The organism is Pseudomonas sp. MBLB4123 (assembly GCF_051904775.1).
Lineage (GTDB): Bacteria > Pseudomonadota > Gammaproteobacteria > Pseudomonadales > Pseudomonadaceae > Aquipseudomonas > Aquipseudomonas benzenivorans_B.
On sequence record NZ_CP196711.1, the window covers coordinates 371,530 to 391,032 of the forward strand.

Consider the following 19,503-nt stretch of genomic DNA (forward strand, 5'->3'; position numbering starts at 1 on the left):
TTGCTGGCGCTGGCCTGGTCGCTGCAGCGCCGCGCCGGCGAGGCGCGCCTGACGAGCAGCCTGCTGCAGGAACGTCTCAATGGCGCACAGTTGGCCCAGGCTGGTTTGAGCGCCCAGCTCGATGCCTGCCGCCAGGAGAGCGCCGAGATCGGCGAGATCAAGGCCGATCAGCAGGCCGAGCTGGCCGCCTTGCGCCGTGAGGCCGAGCTGCTGCAGCACGAGCGGCAGGTCGCCCGCGAGGCGGCCCAGGCCTGGCAGGCGCAGCGCGAGGAGCAGGAGGCCGAACTGCGTCGCCTGGGTGCCGAGAAGGCCGCCTTGAGCGCCGAGCTGCGCGAACAGCAGGAGAGCCACCAGCAGCGCCTGGCGGATCTGCAAGGTTCGCGTGACGAGTTGCGGGCGCAGTTTGCCGAGCTGGCCGGAAAGATCTTCGACGAGCGCGAGCAGCGGTTTGCCGAGACCAGCCAGCAGCGCCTCGGCCAGCTGCTCGACCCGCTCAAGGAGCGCATCCAGGCCTTCGAAAAGCGTGTGGAAGAAAGCTACCAGCAGGAGGCGCGCGAGCGTTTCTCCCTGGGCAAGGAGCTGGAGCGTCTGCAGCAGCTCAACCAGCGCCTGGGCGACGAGGCGCTGAGCCTGAGCCGGGCCCTGAAGGGGCAGAAGACCCAGGGCAACTGGGGCGAGCTGGTGTTGGAGCGGGTGCTGGAGCATGCCGGCCTGGAGAAGGGCCGCGAATACCAGACCCAGGTCAGCCTGAAGAGCGTCGAGGGCGAGCGTTTCCAGCCGGACGTGCTGATCCAGCTGCCCGGCGACAAGCAGGTGGTGGTGGACGCCAAGGTCAGCCTGAGCGCCTACCAGCAGTTCGTCGCCGCCGAGGACGAGGCGGCCCGCCAGCAGGCCCTGAAGCTGCATGTGCAGTCGCTGCGCGGTCACCTCAAGGGGCTGTCGCGCAAGGATTACCAGCGCCTGGAGGGCCTGCACAGCCTGGACTTCGTCCTGCTCTTCGTGCCGATCGAGGCGGCCTTCGCCGCCGCCCTGCAGGCCGATCCCGGGCTGTTCCAGGAGGCTTTCGAGCAGCACATCGTGATCGTCAGCCCGACCACCCTGCTGGCCACCCTGCGGGTGATCGACAGCCTCTGGCGCCAGGAGCGGCAGAGCCAGAACGCCCGCGAGATCGCCGAGCGTGCCGGGGCCCTGTACGACAAGTTCGTTGCCTTCATCCAGGACCTGGACGAGATGGGCGGGCGCCTGCAGCAGCTGGACAAGGCCTACGCGGCGGCGCGCAACAAGCTGTGCGAAGGGCGCGGCAACATCATCAGCCGGGTGGAGAACCTCAAGCTGCTCGGTGCCAGGGCCAGCAAGAGCCTGCCGGCCGAGCTGCTCGAGCAGGCCGCCGCTGTGCCGCTGCTGGACGAGGCGGGCGAATAGGGCGCGCAGGTCGATTGCGCCCCGGATGCCGGCGGCGGGCGGCTCAAGCCAGCCACAACACCCCGAGCCCGGCGAGCAGGCCGGCCGCCATCACCGGCAGGGTCCGCAGGGCCAGCTCGCGCCCGCCGATCAGGGCGATCAGCAGGCCCTTGACCAGGCTGTTGCTCAGCACGGCGAGGAAGATGCCCTGCACCGCGATCTGCTCGTCCAGTTCGCTGTGGGCGCTACGTGCCAGGGACAGGGTAATGGCGTCGACATCGGCGAGGCCGGAGATCAACGCCACCAGGTACACGCCGACATCGCCGAGCCAACGCCTGGCCCCTTCGACGACGAACAGGATCAGTACCAGCAACGCGGCGAAGCGCAGGGCCGGGGCCAGTTCGAAGGGGTTCTGCAGGGGCGGGGCGGCCGGCTCCGTCGGCTGCTTGGTCGGGCGCAGGGCATAGGCCAGCGCGCCGCCGGCATAGACCAGCGCGGCTACGCTCAAGGGCCAGAGCAGCTGCGGCAGCAACCGGGCGTTGACCAGGCCGACTTCCAGCAGGACCCGGGGAAACATCAGCGCCGAGGTGATCAGCAGCCCGCAGGCCAGCAGGGACCTCAGCCCGGCGTCGCGGTCGAGGCGGGCCAGGGTGATGGTCATCGCCGTGGAGGAGACGACGCTGCCGAGCAGCGCGGTGATCAATAGCCCCTGGCGGGTGCCCATCAGGCGCATCGCCATGTAGGCGATGAAGCCCAGGCCGGCGATCAGCACCACCATCCACCAGGTGATGTAGGGATTGAACACCTGCCAGGGACCATAGGGTCGATTGGGCAGCGCCGGCAGCAGCACCAGGGAAATGAACAGCAGCTTGAGCGCGCCGGACAGCTCGATCTCCCTGAGCCGCTGCAGCGAACCGTGCAGCACCCGCTTGAGACTCAGCAACAGGGCCACCGCCACCGCGCCGGCGGCGGCCAGGGGCGGATGGCCGGCGACCGCCAGGCTGCCGAGCAGGAAGGTGATCAGCAGCGCCACCTCGCTGGTCATGCCCATGTCGCCTTGCAGCCTGAGCTCGCCGAAATAGGCGGCGATCACCAGGGCGGCGAAGCTGGCGAAGACCACCGCCCAGGCGATGACGCCGAGGTGCTCGCCCAGCAGCTGGGCGAAACCGCCGAGCAGGGCACTGAGCGCAAAGGTGCGGATGCCGGCGGCGAAGCGGCCGTCCTCGGCATCGCGCTGCTGCCAGCCACGTTCGGCGCCGATCAACAGGCCGGCTGCCAGAGCGCTGGCGAAATTCAGCAGGGTGTCGAGGGCTGGGGGCACGGGGCAGTCTCAGGCCGGAGCATATCGAGGCAGTCTAGCCAGATGGGCTCGTCCGGTATTGTCGGAGGTCAGGGTTGCGGCTCCTCGCACCTCGACCGGGCGGCAGCCGGCAGGCGGGGAGGCCGCGCTGCTCGCCTCAGCGCAGGCTCAGGTGGCGGCTGAGCAAGGCGCGCAAGGCCGCCGGCTTGACCGGTTTGGCCAGGTAGTCGAGGCCGGCGGCGTGCACGGCATCGATCAGCTCGGGACGGCCATCGGCGCTGATCACCACGCCTGGCAGCGGCTCGCCGAGGCGGGTGCGTAGCCAGGCCATCAGTTCGGTGCCGGTCTCGCCCTCGTCGAGGTGGTAGTCGACCAGCGCCACATGGGGGCGCAGGTCCTCGCTGAGCAGGTGCTCGCACTCCAGACGATTGCGCGCGGTCCATACCTGGCAGCCCCAACGCGACAGCAGGCTGTGCATGCCGGCGAGGATGCTGTCCTCGTTGTCGATGCACAGCACCTGACTGCCGGTGAGCAGTTGGCCGTTGAGCTCGGCGGCGGTCGGCTTGGGTTTGACCTCCGCAGACCGGGCCAGGGGCACGCTGACGCTGAACACGCTGCCCTTGCCGGGCCAGGACTGTACTTCCAGCCTGTGCTCGAGCACCCGGCACAGGCCGTCGGCGATCGCCAGGCCCAGGCCCAGGCCCTTCTCGGCGCGGGTCTGATGGCTGTCCAGGCGTTTGAACTCCTCGAAGATCACCTTGCGCTTGTCCTCCGGGATGCCCGGTCCGCGGTCCCAGACCTCCAGGCGCAGCTGCCCGCCCCGGCGGCGTACGCCGAGCAGCACGCGGCCCTTGGCGTAGCGGAAGGCGTTGGTGAGGAAGTTCTGCAGCACCCGGCGCAGCAGCTTGCAGTCGCTGTCCACGCGCAGGCGGCTGCCGCGCAGGCGGAAGTCGATGCCTTGCTCGGCGGCCAGTACCCTGAATTCGGCGCCCAGGGTGTCGAACAGGCTGTCGAGGACGAAGGCGTTGCGCTCCGGGCTGATGCGGCCGTTTTCCAGGCGCGAGATGTCCAGCAGGTCGCTGATCAGGTCTTCGGCCGAGCGCAGCGAGCTGTCCAGGTGGCGCACCAGTTCCCGGGTCTCGCGCGGCAGGGCCTCGTTTTGGTGGGAGAGGGCGGCGGAGAACAGGCGGGCGGCGTTGAGCGGCTGCATCAGGTCATGGCTGACGGCGGCGAGGAAGCGGGTCTTGGACTGGTTGGCGGCCTCGGCCACGGCCTTGGCTTCGCCGAGGGCCTGGTTCAGCTGCGACAGTTCGCGGGTGCGCTCGGCCACCCGCTGCTCCAGACCCTCGTTGGCTTCCGTGAGGGCCTGTTCGGCCTGGCGAAATTCGGTGATGTCGGTGAAGCTCATGACGAAGCCGCCGCCGGGCATCGGGTTGCCGATCAGTTCGATCACCCGGCCGTTGGGGAAGGTGCGTTCGTAGGTGTGCGGCGTGCCCTGGCGCATCCAGTGCAGGCGCCGGGCGACGCTCTGTTCGATATCTATGTCACCCGCGCCGAGCAGGCCGCGCCGGGCATTGAAACGGATCAGCTCGGCAATCGGCCGGCCGACGTAGACCTGGCCTTCGGGGTAGTCGAACAGCTCGAGGTAGCGGCGGTTCCAGGCCACCAGGCGCAGCGACTGGTCGACCACGCTGATGCCCTGGGTGATGTTCTCGATCGCCCCCTGCAGCAGGGCGCGGTTGAACTGCAGCACCTCGCTGGCTTCGTCGACGATGCGCACCACATCCTCGACTTGCATCTCCCGCCCCTCGATGGCCGCGCGCACCACGGCGCGGGTCGAGGAGGCGCCCAGCACCCCGGCGAGCAGGCGTTCGGTGTGGGCGATCCATTCGCTGTTGGCCGGCTGCTCGGCGGCGAAGTCCTGGCCTTGACGCGCGGCGAAGCGCTGGAAGCTCTGCCGTGCCCGCTCCTCGCCGACGAAGCGGCTGGCCAGCAGCAGCAGGTCCTCGACCTGCACCGCCAGCAGGCTGCGGCTGCTCGGCTTGGCGCCGAAGTCGTGACCGATGAAGCGCCCGGCCTGCCAGTGCTCGGAGACCCGGGTGCGGGAGAAGTAGGAGACTCCGGCGAACAGCAGGAAATTGCCGGCCAGCGACAGCACCACGCCGCGGGTCAGGGGGTCGACCTCGAAGCCGATGGGGGCGTGCAGCAGCGCCTGCAGGCCGGGCAGGCTGCTCAGCGGCCAGCCCAGGCTGCGTGCCACCAGCGGCATGATCAGGGTGTAGCACCACAGCAGCGAGCCGACCCCCAGGCCGGCGAACACCCCGCGGCGATTGGCCTGCTTCCACACCAGGGCGCCGAACATCGCCGGACCCAGCTGGCCGATGGCGGCGAAGGACACCTGGCCGATGGTCGCCAGGCTGGCGCCCTCGCCGAGCAGCCGGTAGCAGACGTAGGCCAGCAGCAGGATCAGCACGATGCTCACCCGGCGTGCCGTGAGCATCCAGTGGCGGAACGCCTCGAAGGGGCGTTCGGCGTTCTTTCTGTGCAGCAGCCAGGGCAGCAGCATGTCGTTGGAGATCATGGTCGACAGCGCCACCGAGGCGACGATGACCATGCCGGTGGCCGCCGAGGCGCCGCCGATGAAGGCCAGCAGGGCCAACGCCGGGTGGGCCTGGGCCAATGGCAGGCTGATCACGAAGGAGTCCGGTGTCACCCCCGCCGGCAACAGCATCTGCCCGGCCAGGGCGATGGGTACGACGAACAGTGCCGCCAGCACCAGATAGGCGGGGAACACCCAGCGCGCCAGGCGCAGGTCCTTGGGTTCGATGTTTTCCACCACGGTGACATGGAACTGCCGGGGCAGGCAGACGATGGCGATCATCGCCATGCCGGTCAGCGTCAGCATGGCCGGCCAGTTCATCGCCTCGGCCCAGAAACCGCTCAGCTCCGGGGCGCTGTGGGCCTGCTGGAACAGGTCGGCGAAGCCGTTGTACAGGCCGTAGGTGACGAAGGCGCCGACGGCGAGGAAGGCCAGCAGCTTGACCAGCGATTCGAAGGCGATCGCCAGCACCATGCCGCGGTGGTGTTCGGTGACATCCAGGTTGCGCGTGCCGAACAGGATGGTGAACAGCGCCAGGATCAGCGAGACCAGCAGCGCGGTGTCCTGGGCGCGAATGCCGTTGGCGTCGGCCCCGGCGCCGATCAACAGGTTGACGCCGAGGACGATGCCCTTGAGTTGCAGGGCGATATAGGGCAGCACGCCGACCAGGCAGATCAGCGCCACGACTATCGCCAGGGTCTGGGACTTGCCGTAGCGCGCGGCGATGAAGTCGGCGATCGAGGTGATGTTCTCCTCCTTGCTGATCATCACCATCTTCTGCAGCACCCAGGGCGCCAGCAGCATCAGCAGGATGGGGCCCAGGTAGATCGGCAGGAACGACCAGAGCTGCTCGGCGGCCTGGCCGACCGCGCCGAAGAAGGTCCAGCTGGTGCAGTACACCGCCAGCGACAGGCTGTAGACCCAGGCGCGCATCCGCGGCGGCAGGGGCGTGCGGCGGCGGTCGCCATAGAAGGCGATGGCGAACAGGATGGCCATGTAGATCAGGGCGACCGTGGCGATCAGCCCGCTGGACAGCGACATGCACGCTCCGGCGACGAAGGATGTGGGGACCAGGCCCAGAGTCAGACGATACTCTTTCTGGCCGCACAGTGTCGCAGCAAAGCCCGGCGCAGTCAGGCGCGACCAAGGTCGCACGCGCCGGGTTTGGAGGGCTATGGCGGCCGGCATTTGTGCCCGGGGCATCGCCCTGATAGCGTGATGCGTTTGGGTCAATGGCCAGGGAGGGGCGTCATGTCCGCGTTGCAATCTTTCATCCCGCAGGGGGCGGGCGTTTCGCGTAAGCATCGCGGCCTAGCCACTGAGCGCCTGGGCCGCACGCACTGTGTGGCAGCGGCGGCCGGCAACGGCCGCGCGTTGGGGGCTGAGCGATGGACTTGAGTGCGAGCGAGCAGACGCATTTCTGGCGCGCGCCCCAGTTGGGCGGGGTCGAGTTGCTGCATGCGCGCTACATCGAACACACCTTTTCCCCCCATGTACACGAGGGTTTCGTGCTCGGCGTGGTCGAGCAGGGCGCCCATCTGTTTCAGCATCGCGGCAGCGGTCACCTGGCGTCCGTGGGCAGCATGATAGTGATCAACCCCGATGAGCTGCACTCCTGTTCCAAGGCGGGCGATCAGGGGTGGCGCTATCGGGCCTGCTATCCGGATGCGCAGCAGATCCGGGGTGTGCTGCAAGAGCTGGAGCTGGATGCCGCTGGTCTGCCCGGATTCGCCAGCAGCGTGATACAGGACCTCGAACTGACTCGGGCTTTCGCCGAACTGCATTGCCTGCTGGACGGTCCAGCCACCGTCTTGCAGTGTCAGATCGCCTGGCGCGAGGCGATCCTGCTGCTGTTCCAGCGCCACGGACGGGTGCGTGAGGCGCGCGAGCCGGGGCGTGAGCCCTGGGCGGTGGCGCAGGCCAAGGCGCTGTTGGACAGTCGCCTGGCCGACCCGCCCTCGCTCGAGCAGTTGGCGGCGGCGGTCAGCCTGTCGCCGTTCCACTTCGCCCGGGTGTTCCGCCGCGCCACCGGCTTGCCGCCCCACGCCTGGCTGCGGCAGCGACGCCTGCAGCAGGCCAGGGCACAATTGCAGCGGGGCTCGACGCCGCTCGCCGTGGCCATGCAGCTGGGGTTCGCCGACCAGAGCCACCTCAGCCGCCAGTTCAAGCAGGCCTACGGTGTCACGCCCGGCGAATACCGCAAGGCCTGCGGCGCCTGAACGCAGGGGTGCAACTGCGCAATATTGTTCAATACAGCGCCCGGGAAGGTGGCATAGGCTGCAGCTCAAGGAGGAGAGTGCTATGACCCGCTCGCAAGAATTCACCCAGGGCGCCCGCGACATGCTGCCGATGCTGCTCGGCGCCATGCCCTTCGGCATCATCTTCGGCAGCCTGGCCGGCGCCGCCGGCCTCAGCCCCTGGCAGACCCTCGGCATGTCGCTGCTGGTGTTCGCCGGCTCGGCGCAGTTCATCGCCATCAGCCTGCTCGGCGTGGGCACCGGCCTGGCCGTGCTGCTGCTCACCACGCTGGTGGTCAACCTGCGCCACGCCCTGTACAGCGCCAGCCTGCAGCCGTACGTCCGCCACCTGCCCAAGCGTTGGCGGGTGCCGCTGGCCTTCTGGCTGACCGACGAGGCCTATGCCGTGGTGCAACACCGCTATCTGGACGCGGATGCCTCGCCGAACAAGCATTGGTACTTCCTCGGTGCGGCGCTGGCCATGTACCTGAACTGGCAGCTGTGCACCCTGGTCGGCGTGCTGTTCGGCCAGAGCGTGCCGAACCTCGCCGCCTGGGGCCTGGACTTCGCCATGCTGGCGACCTTTATCGGCATAGTCGTGCCCATGCTGCGCAACAGTCCGCAGGTGGCCGCGGCCCTGGTGGCCGGGGCGGTGGCCCTGGCCTTCCATGGCCTGCCATACAAGCTCGGCCTGCTGGCGGCCGCGTTCAGCGGCATTGTGGTCGGTGTGCTGCTCGAGCGCCGCCAGGCGCCCGTATGCGCGGAGGTGGCCTGATGGACAACTGGGTGCTGATCCTCGGCATGCTGGCGATCACCTTTTCCATTCGCTACAGCCTGTTTGCCTTCCCCAACCTGAGCTTCCCGCCGCTGGTGCGTCAGGGGTTGCACTACGTGCCGACTGCGGTGCTCACCGCCATCGTGGTGCCGGGCATGCTGTTGCCCGACGGCCAGCACTGGGCCCTGCGCCTGGACAACGCCTACCTGCTGGGCGGGCTGGCGGCCATCGCCATCGCCGCGCTGACCCGCCATCTGCTGGCGACCATCGGCGGCGGCCTGCTGGTGTTCTTCCTGTTGCGCTGGGCGCTGGGGCAACTGCCGATCTGAGCGGCGATTTTGCCGTGACGTCGGCAAAAGTCGACGATTGCTGTGGCTTGTCGGCGGGTTGTTGCAGTCCAATGCTGGACGGCCCGCTCGGTCATAGAAGACAGGTACACGGACGATGACCCCAGATTCGCAATTCACCTTGCTCGGTAAACGGCGTTTCCTGCCGTTCTTCCTTACCCAGTTGCTCGGCGCCTTCAACGACAACATCTTCAAGCAGTCGCTGATCCTCGCCATCCTCTACAAGCTCAGTTCCGGCGCCGACAAGAGCCTGCTGGTCAACCTCTGCGCGTTGCTGTTCATCCTGCCGTTCTTCCTGTTCTCGGCACTCGGCGGGCAGTTCGGCGAGAAGTTCGCCAAGGACAGCCTGATCCGCGCGATCAAGTTCGCCGAAATCCTGATCATGCTGGCCGGCGCCGCCGGGGTGCTGCTCGACAGCCTGCCGCTGATGCTCGCCGTGCTGTTCTGCATGGGCACCCAGTCGGCGCTGTTCGGTCCAGTGAAGTATTCGATCCTGCCGCAGCACCTGCGCGAGCAGGAACTGGTCGGTGGCAACGCCCTGGTGGAGATGGGCACCTTCCTGGCCATTCTCGCCGGTACCATAGGCGCCGGCATCATCATGGCCAGCAGCGCCTACGCGCAGATCGTCGCCGGTTCCGTGGTCGTGGTCGCCGTGCTCGGCTATCTGGCCAGCCGCGCCATCCCCCGCGCCCATGCGGCCTTGCCGGAGCTGGCACTGGACTGGAATATCCTGCGTCAGTCCTGGCGGATCATGCGCCTGGGCCTGAAGGAGCAGCCGGTCTCGGTGTCGCGCTCGCTGCTGGGCAACTCCTGGTTCTGGTTCCTCGGCGCGATCTACCTGACCCAGATCCCGGCCTATGCCAAGGACTGGCTGCACGGCGACGAGAGCGTGGTGACCCTGATCCTCACGGTGTTCTCCTTGGGGATAGGCCTGGGCTCGATGCTGTGCGAGCGCATGAGCGGGCACAAGGTGGAGATCGGCCTGGTGCCCTTCGGCTCCATCGGCCTGACCCTGTTCGGCGTGCTGCTGTGGTGGCACTCCGACGGTTTCGTCCAGGGCGCCATGCCCCATGACTGGCTGACGCTGCTGGGGCATGGCCAGGCCTGGTGGGTACTCGGTGCCATTCTCGGCATCGGCCTGTTCGGCGGCTTCTATATAGTGCCGCTGTATGCGCTGATCCAGTCGCGCACGGTGGAGCAGGAGCGGGCGCGGGTGATCGCCGCCAACAACATCCTCAACGCGCTGTTCATGGTGGTCTCGGCCATCGCCTCGATCCTCTTTCTCAGCGTCGCCGAGCTGTCGATCCCCCAGCTGTTCCTCGCGATTTCCTTGATGAACGTCGCGGTCAACAGCTACATCTTCAAGATCGTCCCCGAGTTCAGCATGCGCTTTTTGATCTGGCTGCTCGGCCACTCCATGTACCGGGTCGAGCACAGGGGGCTGGAGGCCATCCCCGAGGACGGCGCGGCGGTGCTGGTGTGCAACCACGTGTCCTTCGTCGATGCCCTGCTGATCGGCGGTGCGGTGCGCCGGCCGGTGCGTTTCGTCATGTACTACAAGATCTACAACCTGCCGCTGCTCAACTTCATCTTCCGCACCGCCGGCACCGTGCCGATCGCCGGGCGCACCGAGGACCTGCTGGTGTACGACGCGGCGTTCAAGAAGATCGCCGAATACCTGCGTAACGGCGAGCTGGTGTGCATCTTCCCGGAGGGCAAGTTGACCGGGGATGGCGAGATCAACGAGTTCAAGGGCGGCATCGAGCGCATCCTCGCGGAAAACCCGGTGCCGGTGATCCCGATGGCGCTCAAGGGGCTGTGGGGCAGCTTCTTCAGCCGTGACCCCGACAAGGGGGTGTTCAGGCGCCTGTGGTCGCGCATCCAGCTGGTGGCCGGCGCGCCGCTCGGTCCCGAGTGCGCCGACCGCCAGCGCTTGCAGGCGCAGGTCGCCGAGCTGCGCGGCGACCTGCGCTGAGCCAGCCGGAATGAAAAAGCCCGCCGGATGGCGGGCTTTCGGTTGTGGGCGCCTCAGTGGCTGAGTTTAAGCCCGAGCAAGCCGCAGAGAATCAGCGCCACGCTGGCCAGGCGGATCAAGGCCATGGATTCGCCGAACAGGATGATCCCAGCGATCACCGTGCCGACCGCGCCGACCCCGGTCCAGATGGCGTAGGCGGTGCCCAGGGGCAGCTCCTTCATGGCCAGGCCGAGCAGGCCCAGGCTGACGACCATCGCGGCGATGGTCAGCAGGCTGGGCAGGGGGCGGGTGAAGCCGTCGGTATATTTCAGGCCGACGGCCCAGCCGACCTCGAACAGGCCGGCGAAAAACAGGATGATCCAGGACATTTTGGCCTCCGGGGATAAGGGCTGGGGCCGTCCCCGGGTGGTCACTCATGGAGTGGTGAGGTCGTCCTCACGCTGCCGGTCATTGTGCACAGACCGGCTGCCGGGGCAAGCCGCTGGGGACCGGCGGAGGCTGGCTGCCGCCGGTCCCGGGCCGAGCGGCTCAGATGCCCTGGGGGATTTCCTCGCCGCCGAGGGCCTCGAACAGGGTGGGGAGGAACTGGACCAGGGTCAGCATCATCAGGGTGAAGCTGGCATCCAGCTGGCCGAGGTTGTCGTCGCCGCCGTCCTGCTCGGCCTGCTCCTGCAGCAGGTCCTCGAAGCGCAGGCGCTTGATCACCAGCTTGTCGTCGAGCACGAAGGACAGCTTGTCCTGCCAGCCCAGGGCCAGCTGGGTGACCTGCTTGCCGGCGCTCAGGTGCAGCTGAATCTCGTCGCTGGTCAGATCCTGGCGTTTGCAGCGCACCACGCCGCCATCCTCATGGGTATCGCGCAGCTCGCACTCGTCCAGTACGAAGAAGTCGGTGGCGGCCTTTTGTGCCTTGACCCAATCGGTGAGGGTGGCGCTCGGGGCGATCTTCACGGTCAGCGGCCGCACCGGCAGCGAACCGATGGCCTCGCGCAGCGTGGAGAGCAGGTCTTCGGCGCGCTTGGCGCTGGAGGCGTCGACCAGGATCAGGCCCTGGGCCGGGGCGATGGCGGCGAAGGTCGCCGACTTGCGGATGAAGGCGCGGGGCAGGAAGGCCTGCACGATCTCGTCCTTGAGCTGGTCGCGTTCCTTCTTGTAGACCTTGCGCATCTGCTCGTTTTCGATCTCGTCGACCTTCTCCTTCAGCGCGTCGCGCACCACGCTGCCGGGCAGGATGCGTTCCTCCTTGCGCGCGGCGATCAGCAGGAAGCCCTGGCTCTCGTGCACCAGGGGCGCATCGGCGCCCTTGCCGAAGGGGGCGATAAAGCCGTAGGTGGTCAGTTCCTGGCTGGCGCAGGGGCGTGCCGGCTTGGCGGCCAATGCGGCTTCGAGGGCCTCGGCATCGAAGGGGACGTTCTGGGTGAGGCGGTAGACCAGCAGGTTGCGAAACCACATGAGGGGGTGACTCTCCATTAACGCAAAGCGCGCATTATTCTCCCCTCGGGGGCGCAGGCCAACCCTGAGCTAAGCCTTTGCTGTGTCGATAAATTTTTTTTCGATCAGGGCTTGCCAAGGTGCCGATGGCTCTCTAGAATGCGCCCCACTTCGAGAGTGAAGGGTGATTAGCTCAGCCGGGAGAGCATCTGCCTTACAAGCAGAGGGTCGGCGGTTCGATCCCGTCATCACCCACCAATCTCGCTTTCGGGGTTACGCGCAGCGGTAGTTCAGTCGGTTAGAATACCGGCCTGTCACGCCGGGGGTCGCGGGTTCGAGTCCCGTCCGCTGCGCCATTTCCCTCCTCGCTTCGCCTCTGCTTTATCCCTCCGCAACATTCGCCGTACTCCTTCGAAAACCTGCTAAACACCTGAACTTATGCGCATTTTATGGTTCCTATCCCGGTAGCCAGTGATCGCGACGGCCTGCTAAGCTCGCGCCTTCACTCGATTGCCCTAGGGCGCACCGGAACAAGGATCAAGCATGAAGAAGCATCGTTTAGCGGCGGCGGTTGCGCTGGTTGGCCTGGTACTCGCGGGCTGCGATTCGCAGACCTCCGTCGAGCTGGAGACCCCGGCGCAGAAGGCCTCCTACGGCATCGGTCTGAACATGGGCAAGAGCCTGGCCCAGGAAGGCATGGATGACCTGGATTCCAAGGCCGTCGCCCAGGGCATCGAGGATGCCATCGGCAAGAAGGAGCAACGCCTGAAGGACGAAGAGCTGATCGAGGCCTTCGCCTTCCTGCAGAAGCGTGCCGAGGAGCGTATGGCGGCCATGAACGAGGAGTCGGCCAAGGCCGGCAAGAAGTTCCTCGAGGACAACGCCAAGCGTGAGGGCGTGGTGACCACCGAGTCCGGCCTGCAGTACGAAGTGCTGACCAAGGCCGAGGGGGCTCAACCGAAAGCCACCGACGTGGTGACCGTTCACTACGAAGGCAAGTTGACCGATGGCAGCGTGTTCGACAGCTCGATCGAGCGCGGCAGCCCGATCGATTTGCCGGTCAGCGGCGTGATCCCGGGTTGGGTCGAAGGCTTGCAGCTGATGCATGTCGGCGAGAAGTACAAGCTGTACATCCCCAGCGAGCTGGCCTATGGCGAGCAGAGCCCGACTCCGGCGATTCCGGCCAACTCGGTGCTGGTGTTCGAACTGGAGCTGTTGTCCATCAAGGACGCGGGCGCCAGCGCCGAACAGTAAGCTCGCCGTTTCATCGCAGCGCCCCGTCTCGACGGGGCGTTGTCGTTTCTGGGGTGTGCAGGGTGCCGGTAATCGACCGGTCGGTCTGTAAGGGGGCTGTTTCGGCCCGTTTGGTGTTACGGTTATGCACATTCGCGCAGGCGCTCTCGAGAGGGGCCGCCAACACTGGGACGAGTAACTGTTTGATTATTAACTATTTGATTTACATGGATTTTATACTTTGTGTAAAAAATGTCCGATCTGTCGCAAGGCCCGATAGCACGGGCCTTTGGCAGGCTCGTTCGGCTTATGTTCACAGGGTTATCCACAGCTTGCGTGGATAACCTCAAGGAGCCCAGCAGCCATGCGGGCTGGCGAGGAGCGACCATGAAAGCACCCTGGGGTTTCGCCCGATTTCTGCCATTGGCGCAGCAATTGTTGAGTCGGGCCCGACTACCCGGCCTGTTGCTGGCGGTGGCCCGCAAGAGTGGCCAGCAAGGTCGACGTCTCGCCGACCTGAAGGAGGATCTGCGCCTGCTGCAGAGCCTCTGTGCGGCCTGGTGGCGCGGCGAGTACCGGGCGATCGGTACCGAGGCGATGCTGGCGGTGGTCGCCGCCCTGCTGTATTTCGTCACCCCCCTGGATGCCTTGCCCGACTGGTTGATCGGTGTGGGCTTTATCGACGATCTGGCCGTGCTGGCCTGGGTGCTGCGGACCTGGAGCGCCGAGCTGGAGGCCTTTCGCGCCTGGCGCAAGGCCCAGGCGCCACAGGTGCTGGAGGCGATCGAGCGGCTGCCGACGGACGACGAAGCGGTACCGGACCGCCGGCTTTCCTGAGCGGTGCCACGCATCCCCTGTTCGTTTCTTCGGCGGCGTATCCAGGCGCGGTCCCGAGCGTGCGCACCGGTTAGCGCGCGCCTCTTATAGCCTCGGGCTGTTAACATAGGGCCCTGCAAGGAATGTACTGAAGCTCTCGGTACCGCTTTCCAAGGAGCGTCGAAGATGAACGTACAAGTGATCAAGAATGACGGCGAGCCGCAATACGCGGTGTTGCCGTGGGCGGAGTATCAGGCGTTGCTGCAGGCCGCCGGCCGAGTCGAGCCGGCGGATGCACCACCGGCCGAGGAAGTGCCAGGGTTGGACCAGCTCGCGCGCCTGCGTGAGGCCAAGGGGCTGTCGGTGGAGCAGCTGGCCCGGGCTGTGGGCATCAGCCCGCACTATTTGGGAATGATCGAAAGCGGCGAACGCCAGCCGGATGCCGCTATTCAACGTGCATTGGCTTGGACGCTCGGGGTCGCGGGCTGGGAGGCGAAGTCTTGACGGTCAGTATCAGTCGCCAGCACTGGCAGGCATTGCTCAGCGAGTTGGAAGAGGCGCGGCGTCAGCGTCATCTGTTGACCTATCGTGCATTGATCGAGCGCCTGGCCCTGCCAAGCCCGGCGATGCAGACCCTGACGGCGGCCCTGGAGCATCTGGCTGCCCTGGATGCGCAGGCCGAGCGGCCGTTGCGCAGCGCCCTGGTGATCAGCCAGGGGGCCAGCCGCCTGCCGCGGACCGGTTTCTTCGACTGCGTGACCCGCCTGGGCCGTTTCAACGGTGCCTCAGATGGCGTCGCCGCGGCGTCTTGGCACGCCGGGGAAGTGGCGCGGGTGTTCGAGTTCAGCTACCCGGACGACATCTGATGCTCCACCGGCTGCGCGCGCGTCTGGCCTACGCCTTGGCCAGGCGCCTGTTCCATTGGTCCTGGTGGGTCAGACAGCCGCGTGGTTGGCGCTGGCTGGAAGGCCGGTTCGCGCGCATGGCGAACCTGGGCGATGTCGGTGCACAAAGTTTCTACGGGCATATCCTGTTGTTTCGCGGCCAGGGCCTGGGTGCGCGGGAGGAGGGCCTTCGGCTATTGCGCCTGGCCGCCGCAGGCGGCGATGGCAAGGCCGCCTATCAGCTGGGATTGTCGAGTCTGGCCGGCGACGCGCGGAAGGCGCCCGACGCCCGCGAGGCGGTGCGCTGGTGGTCGCTGGCAAGCGCGGCGGGGCACCCCCTGGCCACGCGGCGCCTGGCCGAACTCTATCGGGATGGCGCCGAGGGGCTGCCGGCCGATGCCGAGCAGGCGGCGCGCCTGGCCGCGCGGGCGCAGGCACTCGGGCTCTAGGCGGACAACTTTCCCGTATCGATGATATGCAGGCTGTAGCCAGGCACCGCCTTGGCCTGCCGCTTGGCCTCCGAGGCCAGGCCGGCGAGCTGCGCGGCATCGAGCCGCGCACACTGTCCGGGGCGCAGGTGCACGACGCCGAGCGATAGCGAGAGCAGGGCGAATTCCTGGCGCTGTCCCTGGCGGTTGTAGGCGGTAAAGCAGCCGGCATGCAGGTGCTCTTCGCTGTAGAAGCGCCGGCATTGGCTCTGGAAGTCCTCCAGCAGGCGATTGAGGCGGGTGCGCCAGTCCTCGGAACCGAGCACCAGGAGGAAGTCGTCGCCGCCGATATGGCCGACGAAGTCGCGCGCCGGATCGACCCGCTCGCCCAGGCACTGGGCCAGGCACAGCAACACCTCGTCGCCCTTGGCATAGCCGTAGAGGTCGTTGAACGGCTTGAAGCTGTCGATATCCACATAGCACACCACGGCCTCCCGACCCTGCTGCAGCAGGCGGCTCAGGCACTGCTGGATCGGCACGTTGCCCGGTAGCAGGGTCAGGGGGTTGGCGTGGCGGGCCTGCTGGATCTTCAGTTCGGTGATCAGCTTGAGCACGTCGATGACCCGGCCCATGCCCAGGTAACGGCCGCCCTGGGTGATGATGAAGTCCTCCTCGATGCGCTGGCGGGCGCGGCTGGTGAGCAGGCGGCTGACCTGCTGCAGGGACTGGCCCAGTTCGACGGCGAGAAAGTCGTCGCTCATCAGGCGGCTGATTGGCTTGCGGGCGAACAGTTCGGTGGCGAAGGGCTTGAGCAAGGCATCGGCCAGCGAGTGACGATGGACGATGCCCACCGGCTGCCGAGCCTGGTCGAGCACGGCGAGGGAGTTGAGGTTGGCCTGGGCGCGGAAGGCCTCCAGGACCTCGGCCGTCGAGGTGTGCAGGGGCACCGCCGGCTGTTCGTTGAGCAGGGCGGACAGGTCGCTGCCTTCCTCGCCGAGGGCGTTGGGGGCCGTATCGAACCTGGGCAGCAGGCCGAGTGCCTCGCGGGGCGGTTGCTCCTGGGGGCGGCTGATCAGGTAGCCCTGGACCAGGTTGACGCCCATCTCGGAGAGGACGGCGAGCTCCTCCTCCAGCTCGATGCCCTCGGCGATCACCTCGGCGCGGGAGGCCTTGGCCATCTGCAGGATGGAGCCGACGAACTCGCGCTTGACCGCGTCCTGATGGATGCCGTCGATGAAATGGCGGTCGATCTTCACGTAATCCGGGCGCAGCTCCGACCACAGGCGCAGGCTGGAGTAACCGGCGCCGAGGTCGTCCAGGGCGATGGAGAAGCCCATGGCGCGGTAATGGTGCAGGGCGTTGTCGAGCAGGGAGAAGTCCTCGGTGGGGGACTGTTCGGTCAGCTCGATCACCACCCGGCTCGGCGGTATGCCCAGGGCCTGCAGCAGCTGCAGGGTGCGCCCGGGTTGGTGGCGGGGCTCCAGCAGGGAGTCGGGGGAGACGTTGAGGAACAGCTTGCCCTCCAGCGTCAGCTCGCTGAAGCGCCGGCAGGCGCTTTTCCGGCAGGCCAGCTCCAGCTCGCTCAACCGTCCGGCGTGACGGGCCACGGCGAAGAGGTTGATGGGCGAGTGCAGTGGGCTGTTGGAGGGGCCGCGGGTCAGGGCCTCGTAGCCGAGGATGCGTCGCTCGGATAGCGAGACGATGGGCTGGAACAGGCTGTGCAAGTCGCCGTGAGCGAGGATGTGGCTCAGTGCGCTCAACTGCTCGGTGACGGTCATCTGGGGGGCTCACTGTCCTGAAAATGCGAAGGGGCTGATATCCCTACCAACCCCTGCATTTCACGACAGATTAATGACCGTTTGATGACGCTCCGGCGTTACTGCTTGGCCAGGGAGGCGTTGAGGCCGAGGTAGTCCAGGAGGATGTGTCCGCTCTCGGCGAGAAAGGCATCGTCCTGCACCTCGGGCTTGTCCTCGTCGGGCAGGGCGTCCTCGTCTTCGGTTTTCAGCTCGGTCAGCGGTGCCTGGCCCTTGGCCTTGCGCCGGTTGTTCTCGATGACCAGCTGCTGGGCTTCGATGTCGTTCTGCTGGGCCCGGCGCTTGGCCTCGTTGAGGCTGACCGTGGTTTCCCCCATCAGCTTCTTGGCCAGCGCCAGGCGCTCGCGGGTGAAGGTGAAATCGGGATTCTTCGCCGTGCGGACGTCGTAGCGGGCCTGCAGTTCGGCGAGGAACGGCATGATCGGGTCCAGTTCGGGCTTGATCGCCGGGCGGATGCTGTCCCAGGGCAGGGCTTCGGGCAGGGCGCTCTCGCCGATCTCCTTGGTGTCCATCACGTCCGGGTACTGGATGTCGGGAATCACCCCCTGGTGCTGGGTGCTCTGCCCGGAGACGCGGTAGAACTTGGCCAGGGTCAGCTTCAGCTCGCCGTGGTTGAGCGGCTGGATGGTCTGTACCGTGCCCTTGCCGAAGGTCTGGCCGCCGAGGATCAGCGCGCGGTGGTAGTCCTGCATGGCGCCGGCGAAGATCTCCGAGGCCGAGGCGGACAGGCGGTTGACCAGCACGGCCATGGGACCGGTGTAGTAGGTGCCGCTGTTCTCGTCGGCCAGCACGTCGACCCGGCCGTCGCTGTTGCGCACCAGCACGGTGGGGCCCTGATCGATGAACAGCCCGGTCAGTTCGGTGGCTTCCTGCAGCGAGCCGCCGCCGTTGTTGCGCAGGTCGATGACCACGCCGTCGACCTTCTCCTGCTCCAGCTCGCTGAGCAGGCGTTTGACGTCGCGGGTGGTGCTCTTGTAGTTCGGGTCGCCGGCGCGGAAGGCCTTGAAGTCCAGGTAGAAGGCGGGAATCTCGATCACCCCCAGCTTGTAGTCGCGGCCCTCGTGGTTCAGCTGCAGCACCGACTTCTTCGCCGCCTGCTCCTCCAGCTTGACCGCCTCGCGGGTGATGTTGACCACCTTGCTGGTCTGGTCGTTCGGCGCGTTGCTGGCCGGAATCACCTCCAGGCGCACCTGCGAGCCCTTCGGGCCGCGGATCAGCTTGACCACCTCGTCCAGGCGCCAGCCGATCACGTCGACCATCTCGTCGTCGCCCTGGGCCACGCCGACGATCTTGTCCGCCGGGGCGATCTGCTTGCTCTTCTCGGCGGGCCCGGCCGGAACCAGGCGCACCACCTTGACGTACTCGTTGTCGGTCTGCAGCACCGCGCCTATGCCTTCCAGGGACAGGCTCATGTTGATGTCGAAGTTTTCCGCGTTGTCCGGCGACAGGTAGGTGGTGTGCGGGTCGTAGGAGCTGGCGAAGGCATTGATGTAGGCCTGGAAGATGTCTTCGCCGCGCGTCTGCTGCAGGCGCGCCAGCTGGTTCTGGTAGCGCTTGGTCAGCAGCTCCTGGATGGCCTTGGGCTCCTTGCCGGCGAGCTTCAGGCGCAGCACCTCGTCTTTCACCCGCTTGCGCCACAGGTCGTCCAGTTCGGCGACATCCTTGGCCCAGGGGGCGTTCTCGCGGTCGATCAGCAGGCTCTCGTCGAGGCCGAAGTCGAGTTTGTCGATGCCCCGGTCGAGCAGGTCGAGGGCAAACTGCAGGCGTCCCTGCAGGCGCTCCAGCTGGCGCTTGTAGATGACGAAACCGGGCTCCAGATTGCCGCTCTTGAGCAGGTCGTCGAACTGCTCGCGCCACCGGTCGAACTGGGCGATATCGCCGGCGGTGAAATAGCTGCGCGCCGGGTCGAGCATCTTCAGGTAGCCCTGGTAGATCTTCACCGAGCGTTCGTCATCCAGTGGCGGCTTGTTGTAGTGGTGGCGCTTCAACAGTTCCACGACGTTGAGGCTGGCGATGACCTGCTCACGGTCGGGTTGCAGGTATTCCCAGGGATCGGACTGGGTGGTCTTCGCCGCCAGGGGCAGCGCGCCCAAACCGAGGGCAAAGGCGAGGGTGGCGCAGAGCAGGGAGCGCTTCATGCTGATTCGACGTGGGGGTAATTGATAACGCATATTAGGCCGTCTTAGAGGGCGCCAGTTCCATCGGCGCAATGCAGAGGCCCGACGCTGAGCGCCGGGCCCGGTTTCGATTCACTATGGAGGCA

At 66.8% G+C, this 19,503-nt stretch carries 16 protein-coding genes and 2 tRNA genes; 12 read left to right on the forward strand and 6 right to left on the reverse strand.

The window, feature by feature from the left end; all coding sequences use genetic code 11:
* Positions 1-60: 60 nt before the first annotated feature.
* A complete protein-coding gene (gene rmuC / locus ACSX1C_RS01850; protein WP_439889467.1) occupies positions 61-1,422 on the forward strand; it encodes a DNA recombination protein RmuC in 1,362 nt (453 codons plus the stop codon).
* 43 nt (positions 1,423-1,465) lie between these two features.
* Here rmuC and ACSX1C_RS01855 read toward each other — a convergent pair whose 3' ends face one another.
* Both ACSX1C_RS01855 and ACSX1C_RS01860 read right to left on the reverse strand, forming a co-directional pair.
* Entirely contained in the window at positions 1,466-2,722 is a 1,257-nt protein-coding gene (locus ACSX1C_RS01855; RefSeq protein ID WP_439887983.1) for an MgtC/SapB family protein, read from the reverse strand.
* A gap of 136 nt (positions 2,723-2,858) precedes the next feature.
* The gene (locus ACSX1C_RS01860) at positions 2,859-6,341 is read right to left on the reverse strand and encodes a hybrid sensor histidine kinase/response regulator (RefSeq protein WP_439887984.1); all 3,483 of its coding nucleotides are present in this window, start codon (positions 6,339-6,341) and stop codon (positions 2,859-2,861) included.
* Between the two features lie 347 nt (positions 6,342-6,688).
* Between ACSX1C_RS01860 and ACSX1C_RS01865 the strand changes: the two genes are divergently transcribed.
* The 4 genes from ACSX1C_RS01865 to ACSX1C_RS01880 all read left to right on the forward strand — a co-directional run bounded on the left by ACSX1C_RS01865 (position 6,689) and on the right by ACSX1C_RS01880 (position 10,634).
* Complete coding sequence (locus tag ACSX1C_RS01865; protein WP_439887985.1) at positions 6,689-7,519, forward strand: AraC family transcriptional regulator; 831 nt, start codon at positions 6,689-6,691, stop codon at positions 7,517-7,519.
* Between the two features lie 82 nt (positions 7,520-7,601).
* The gene (locus tag ACSX1C_RS01870) at positions 7,602-8,312 is read left to right on the forward strand and encodes an AzlC family ABC transporter permease (RefSeq protein ID WP_369958988.1); all 711 of its coding nucleotides are present in this window, start codon (positions 7,602-7,604) and stop codon (positions 8,310-8,312) included.
* Positions 8,312-8,641, forward strand: coding sequence for an AzlD domain-containing protein (locus ACSX1C_RS01875; protein WP_318642494.1), 330 nt, complete (start codon positions 8,312-8,314; stop codon positions 8,639-8,641). The genes ACSX1C_RS01870 and ACSX1C_RS01875 overlap by 1 nt, the downstream gene beginning before the upstream one ends.
* A 115-nt stretch (positions 8,642-8,756) precedes the next feature.
* Complete coding sequence (locus tag ACSX1C_RS01880) at positions 8,757-10,634, forward strand: MFS transporter (RefSeq protein ID WP_439887986.1); 1,878 nt, start codon at positions 8,757-8,759, stop codon at positions 10,632-10,634.
* A gap of 53 nt (positions 10,635-10,687) precedes the next feature.
* On the opposite strand, the gene sugE is transcribed toward ACSX1C_RS01880, so the two are convergent.
* A complete protein-coding gene (gene sugE, locus ACSX1C_RS01885; protein ID WP_318642490.1) occupies positions 10,688-11,002 on the reverse strand; it encodes a quaternary ammonium compound efflux SMR transporter SugE in 315 nt (104 codons plus the stop codon).
* A gap of 160 nt (positions 11,003-11,162) precedes the next feature.
* Entirely contained in the window at positions 11,163-12,083 is a 921-nt protein-coding gene (gene rdgC / locus ACSX1C_RS01890; RefSeq protein ID WP_439887987.1) for a recombination-associated protein RdgC, read from the reverse strand.
* 161 nt (positions 12,084-12,244) lie between these two features.
* On the opposite strand from rdgC, the gene ACSX1C_RS01895 reads away from it, so the two are divergent.
* The 7 genes from ACSX1C_RS01895 to ACSX1C_RS01925 all read left to right on the forward strand — a co-directional run bounded on the left by ACSX1C_RS01895 (position 12,245) and on the right by ACSX1C_RS01925 (position 15,444).
* A tRNA-Val gene (locus tag ACSX1C_RS01895) sits at positions 12,245-12,320 on the forward strand.
* A 21-nt stretch (positions 12,321-12,341) separates the two neighbouring features.
* Positions 12,342-12,418, forward strand: a tRNA-Asp gene (locus tag ACSX1C_RS01900).
* Between the two features lie 187 nt (positions 12,419-12,605).
* A complete protein-coding gene (locus ACSX1C_RS01905; RefSeq protein ID WP_439887988.1) occupies positions 12,606-13,316 on the forward strand; it encodes an FKBP-type peptidyl-prolyl cis-trans isomerase in 711 nt (236 codons plus the stop codon).
* Between the two features lie 366 nt (positions 13,317-13,682).
* Positions 13,683-14,132: a YkvA family protein gene (locus ACSX1C_RS01910; protein WP_439887989.1), complete on the forward strand. Its 450-nt coding sequence runs from the start codon at positions 13,683-13,685 to the stop codon at positions 14,130-14,132.
* Between the two features lie 165 nt (positions 14,133-14,297).
* Positions 14,298-14,615: a helix-turn-helix transcriptional regulator gene (locus tag ACSX1C_RS01915; RefSeq protein ID WP_318642482.1), complete on the forward strand. Its 318-nt coding sequence runs from the start codon at positions 14,298-14,300 to the stop codon at positions 14,613-14,615.
* Positions 14,612-14,977 (forward strand): hypothetical protein, encoded by a 366-nt coding sequence (locus ACSX1C_RS01920; RefSeq protein WP_318642480.1) that lies wholly within the window; start codon positions 14,612-14,614, stop codon positions 14,975-14,977. The genes ACSX1C_RS01915 and ACSX1C_RS01920 overlap by 4 nt, the downstream gene beginning before the upstream one ends.
* Entirely contained in the window at positions 14,977-15,444 is a 468-nt protein-coding gene (locus ACSX1C_RS01925; protein ID WP_439887990.1) for a sel1 repeat family protein, read from the forward strand. Before ACSX1C_RS01920 ends, ACSX1C_RS01925 begins: the two co-directional genes overlap by 1 nt.
* Here the strand turns inward: ACSX1C_RS01925 and ACSX1C_RS01930 are convergent.
* Together ACSX1C_RS01930 and ACSX1C_RS01935 are read right to left on the reverse strand one after the other, a co-directional pair.
* Entirely contained in the window at positions 15,441-17,201 is a 1,761-nt protein-coding gene (locus ACSX1C_RS01930; RefSeq protein WP_439887991.1) for a GGDEF domain-containing protein, read from the reverse strand. The genes ACSX1C_RS01925 and ACSX1C_RS01930 overlap by 4 nt on opposite strands.
* A 98-nt stretch (positions 17,202-17,299) precedes the next feature.
* On the reverse strand, positions 17,300-19,378 hold the full coding sequence (locus ACSX1C_RS01935) for a carboxy terminal-processing peptidase (RefSeq protein ID WP_439887992.1): 2,079 nt from the start codon (positions 19,376-19,378) through the stop codon (positions 17,300-17,302).
* Positions 19,379-19,503 lie beyond the last annotated feature (125 nt).

What these genes read in the sequence shown, in the direction of transcription:
- ACSX1C_RS01905 (WP_439887988.1), top strand. Translation starts at nt 12,606, where the DNA reads ATGAAGAAGCATCGTTTAGCGGCGGCGGTTGCGCTGGTTGGCCTGGTA.
- ACSX1C_RS01860 (WP_439887984.1), bottom strand. Translation starts at nt 6,341, where the DNA reads ATGTCGCTGTCCAGCGGGCTGATCGCCACGGTCGCCCTGATCTACATG.
- ACSX1C_RS01930 (WP_439887991.1), bottom strand. Translation starts at nt 17,201, where the DNA reads ATGACCGTCACCGAGCAGTTGAGCGCACTGAGCCACATCCTCGCTCAC.
- rdgC (WP_439887987.1), bottom strand. Translation starts at nt 12,083, where the DNA reads ATGTGGTTTCGCAACCTGCTGGTCTACCGCCTCACCCAGAACGTCCCC.
- ACSX1C_RS01925 (WP_439887990.1), top strand. Translation starts at nt 14,977, where the DNA reads ATGCTCCACCGGCTGCGCGCGCGTCTGGCCTACGCCTTGGCCAGGCGC.
- ACSX1C_RS01880 (WP_439887986.1), top strand. Translation starts at nt 8,757, where the DNA reads ATGACCCCAGATTCGCAATTCACCTTGCTCGGTAAACGGCGTTTCCTG.
- ACSX1C_RS01935 (WP_439887992.1), bottom strand. Translation starts at nt 19,378, where the DNA reads ATGAAGCGCTCCCTGCTCTGCGCCACCCTCGCCTTTGCCCTCGGTTTG.
- ACSX1C_RS01910 (WP_439887989.1), top strand. Translation starts at nt 13,683, where the DNA reads ATGAAAGCACCCTGGGGTTTCGCCCGATTTCTGCCATTGGCGCAGCAA.
- ACSX1C_RS01915 (WP_318642482.1), top strand. Translation starts at nt 14,298, where the DNA reads ATGAACGTACAAGTGATCAAGAATGACGGCGAGCCGCAATACGCGGTG.
- ACSX1C_RS01870 (WP_369958988.1), top strand. Translation starts at nt 7,602, where the DNA reads ATGACCCGCTCGCAAGAATTCACCCAGGGCGCCCGCGACATGCTGCCG.
- ACSX1C_RS01875 (WP_318642494.1), top strand. Translation starts at nt 8,312, where the DNA reads ATGGACAACTGGGTGCTGATCCTCGGCATGCTGGCGATCACCTTTTCC.
- ACSX1C_RS01865 (WP_439887985.1), top strand. Translation starts at nt 6,689, where the DNA reads ATGGACTTGAGTGCGAGCGAGCAGACGCATTTCTGGCGCGCGCCCCAG.
- sugE (WP_318642490.1), bottom strand. Translation starts at nt 11,002, where the DNA reads ATGTCCTGGATCATCCTGTTTTTCGCCGGCCTGTTCGAGGTCGGCTGG.